At 63.6% G+C, this 3289-nt stretch carries 4 protein-coding genes and 1 pseudogene; 3 read left to right on the top strand and 2 right to left on the bottom strand.

The window, feature by feature from the left end; translation table 11 throughout:
• The 3 genes from cysT to LB577_RS32985 form a co-directional block, all read left to right on the top strand.
• A partial coding sequence (cysT, locus tag LB577_RS32995) for a sulfate ABC transporter permease subunit CysT (protein ID WP_224690560.1) occupies positions 1-627 on the top strand: 627 nt, incomplete at its 5' end.
• Positions 620-1504 (top strand): sulfate ABC transporter permease subunit CysW, encoded by an 885-nt coding sequence (gene cysW / locus LB577_RS32990; RefSeq protein ID WP_023765210.1) that lies wholly within the window; start codon positions 620-622, stop codon positions 1502-1504. The genes cysT and cysW, both read left to right, overlap by 8 nt.
• A 128-nt stretch (positions 1505-1632) precedes the next feature.
• A complete protein-coding gene (locus LB577_RS32985) occupies positions 1633-2766 on the top strand; it encodes a sulfate/molybdate ABC transporter ATP-binding protein (protein ID WP_224690559.1) in 1134 nt (377 codons plus the stop codon).
• A gap of 24 nt (positions 2767-2790) precedes the next feature.
• Here the strand turns inward: LB577_RS32985 and LB577_RS32980 are convergent, their stop codons facing one another.
• Both LB577_RS32980 and LB577_RS32975 read right to left on the bottom strand, forming a co-directional pair.
• A complete protein-coding gene (locus LB577_RS32980) occupies positions 2791-3027 on the bottom strand; it encodes a hypothetical protein (RefSeq protein ID WP_023765213.1) in 237 nt (78 codons plus the stop codon).
• Between the two features lie 178 nt (positions 3028-3205).
• A pseudogene (locus tag LB577_RS32975) lies at positions 3206-3289 on the bottom strand (sulfate ABC transporter substrate-binding protein); the annotation flags it as partial.

The raw sequence follows: 3289 nt of genomic DNA, 5'->3' as shown, positions 1-3289 counted from the left end.
TTTGTCGCGGCGATCGTCAATGTCGTCTTCGGCACGCTGGTCGCCTGGGTGCTGGTGCGCTACCGCTTTCCCGGCCGCCGCATCGTCGATGCCATGGTCGACCTGCCCTTCGCGCTGCCGACCGCGGTCGCCGGCATCGCGCTGACCACGCTCTATGCGCCGAATGGCTGGATCGGCAAGCTCCTGATGCCGCTCGGCATCAAGGTCGCCTACACGCCGCTCGGCATCGTCATCGCCCTGGTCTTCATCGGCCTGCCCTTCGTCGTGCGCACCGTGCAGCCGATCATGGAAGAGATCGACAAGGAGGTCGAGGAAGCCGCCGCCACGCTTGGCGCCAGCCGCTTCCAGATCATCACCCGCGTGCTGTTCCCGGGCCTGGCGCCGGCCATCATCACCGGCTTTTCGCTGGCCTTCGCCCGCGGCGTCGGCGAATACGGCTCGGTCATCTTCATCGCCGGCAATCTGCCCTACAAATCCGAGATCGCGCCGCTTTTGATCGTCATCCGGCTCGAGGAATACAACTATCCGGCGGCGACCGCGATCGCGGCGATTATGCTGGCCCTGTCGTTCGTCATGCTTCTGGTCGTCAATCTGGTGCAGACATGGAGCCGCAAGCGCTATGGCTGATCCCGAAATCAAATCCTGGGAACCCTACCATGAGAGCCGCTCGGCGGCGGTGACCGAAAGCCGCCCGGCGCAGGCCGTGCTGATGGCGATCGCCTTTGCCTTCCTCGGCGTCTTCCTGCTCTTGCCGCTGATCATCGTCTTTCATGAGGCGCTGGCGAAAGGCGTCGGTGCCTATACGCAGGCCCTGGGCGAAGCGGATGCGCGCTCGGCCATCCACCTGACATTGCTCGTCGCCGCGATCTCGGTGCCGCTCAATGTCGTCTTCGGCATCTCCGCCGCCTGGGCGATCGCCAAGTTCGAATTCAAGGGCAAGGCGTTTTTGACCACGCTGATCGACCTGCCCTTCTCGGTCTCGCCGGTGATCTCGGGCTTGGTCTATGTGCTTTTGTTCGGCGCGCAAGGGTTGCTCGGCGAGTGGCTGAAGGGACATGGCATCCAGATCCTGTTCGCCGTGCCGGGCATTGTGCTGGCCACCGTCTTCGTCACCTTCCCGTTCGTCGCCCGCGAGCTGATCCCGCTGATGCAGGAACAGGGCAATGGCGATGAGGAGGCAGCGCTTTCGCTCGGCGCCAATGGCTGGCAGACCTTCTGGTTCGTCACCTTGCCCAACGTCAAATGGGGGCTGCTCTATGGCGTGCTGTTGTGCAATGCGCGCGCCATGGGCGAATTCGGCGCGGTCTCGGTGGTGTCGGGCCATATACGCGGCCTGACCAACACCATGCCGCTGCATGTCGAAATCCTATACAACGAGTACAACGCTGTCGGCGCCTTCGCCGTCGCCTCGTTGCTGGCCGGGCTGGCGCTGGTCACGCTGGTCCTGAAAACACTGCTGGAGATGCGCTACGGCGCCGAACTCGCCGCGACGCGCGGGCACTGACAATGCATGTCGCCCAAAAGTGGAATCCGGTTTTGGGGCAACGAGATGCATGAACCAGAAGATATGTCGCCCAAAAGTGGGAACCGGTTTTGGGCTGAAGACATGCATCCAGTACAAAGGGGCTGTTGATGGAAGTTCGCGTTGCCAATGTGCGCAAGGAATTCGAGCGGTTTCCCGCGCTCCACGACGTGTCGCTCGACATCAAGTCGGGCGAGTTGATCGCGTTGCTGGGGCCGTCCGGCTCCGGCAAGACGACGCTGCTCAGGCTGATCGCCGGGCTGGAGCGGCCGACGCGGGGAAAGATCTTCTTCGGCGACGAGGATGCCTCGCAAAGATCGATCCAGGAGCGCAATGTCGGCTTCGTCTTCCAGCACTATGCGCTGTTCCGGCACATGACGGTGGCCGACAATATCGGCTTCGGCCTCAAGGTCCGGCATGGGCCATCGCGGCCGCCGGCGCGGGAAATCCGCCGCCGCGCCTCCGAGCTTCTCGATCTCGTCCAGCTTTCGGGCCTGGAAAAGCGCTACCCGGCACAGCTTTCCGGCGGTCAGCGCCAGCGTGTGGCGCTGGCCCGCGCCATGGCGATCGAGCCCAAGGTGCTGCTGCTCGACGAGCCGTTCGGCGCGCTTGATGCGCAGGTGCGGCGTGAACTGCGCCGCTGGCTGCGCGAGATCCATGATGCCACCGGCCACACCACCGTCTTCGTCACCCACGACCAGGAAGAGGCGCTGGAGCTTGCCGATCGCGTCGTGGTGATGAGCCAGGGCCGCATCGAGCAGGTCGGCACCGCCGACGACATCTACGACACGCCGAACTCGCCCTTCGTCTACGGCTTCATCGGGGAATCGAGCTCGCTCCCCGTCAAGGTCGAGAACGGCGAGATCTGGCTCGCCGACCGTCCGATCGGGCTGTCGGCGCCCGGTGAGCTCTCTGGCGATGCGACGTTGTATTTCCGCCCGCACGATGTCGACCTGCTGGATGGCTGCAGCGGCTGCATCGCCGGCACGGTGACCGCCAGCCGCCGTGTCGCCGGCACGCGGCGCGTCGAGCTCGAGATCGGCGGCGAACGCCGGCGGGTCGAGATCGAGTTGCCGGTCGATCACCCGGCGGCGCAGAAGAGCCGGGTGGCTTTCCGGCCGGGGCGTTGGAAGCTGTTTCCGGCGTCGACCGCGATCCAGAATCGCACGTTCGCATTTGCGAGCGGCAAGAAACGGGCTTTGGAAAAGCCCGAGCGGCTAAAGCCCACTACGCGCGCCGCCTGAATTGGGCCGATCACAGCGTCGGCTTCAGGATCGACGCTTCTTCGTGTCTGGAGCCGGCGCCAGCATCGTGAAAGCGCGCCCGATCTCGTGATCGCCCTCAGCCACGATGGTCGCCGAGATCAGTACATGTTCTTTTTGCAGCAGGACCGAATGGGTCATTCTCCCGGCGGCCATCATTGTCGTCGAGTACCCGACAACGGACCAGCCTGAGGCAAGAAGACGACTGAGCTTGTCATCCGGTTGCAGTTCTCCAACAGCCATAAGGTTCCTCCCACGAGACCGTGAATCTGGAGGTGTGCAGACGCTGCCACCCCTCGTTCCCGGTTCGAGGCCAATCCGACGTTATAATCGGGTCACCATTATGGTTGTTCAACCGACGGCACGGGCATCAGGGGGTGGAGAAGCCGTTTGGAAGCTTCTCCCGTTCCCACCAGCGGGCTTACTCGGGCTTGTAGATCTGGTCGAATATACCACCGTCGCCGAAATGATAAGGCTGTGCCTTCTTCCAGCCGCCGAAAAGCGG

Source organism: Mesorhizobium sp. B283B1A (assembly GCF_020165735.1).
Classification (GTDB): Bacteria; Pseudomonadota; Alphaproteobacteria; order Rhizobiales; family Rhizobiaceae; genus Mesorhizobium; species Mesorhizobium opportunistum.
The sequence above is the reverse complement of the archived record's forward strand: the minus strand, read 5'-3'. Positions and strand labels throughout refer to the sequence as shown.

Bases quoted from the DNA above. Each gene is read 5' to 3' on its own strand.
- cysW (WP_023765210.1), top strand. From the start codon at position 620: ATGGCTGATCCCGAAATCAAATCCTGGGAACCCTACCATGAGAGCCGC.
- LB577_RS32985 (WP_224690559.1), top strand. From the start codon at position 1,633: ATGGAAGTTCGCGTTGCCAATGTGCGCAAGGAATTCGAGCGGTTTCCC.
- LB577_RS32980 (WP_023765213.1), bottom strand. From the start codon at position 3,027: ATGGCTGTTGGAGAACTGCAACCGGATGACAAGCTCAGTCGTCTTCTT.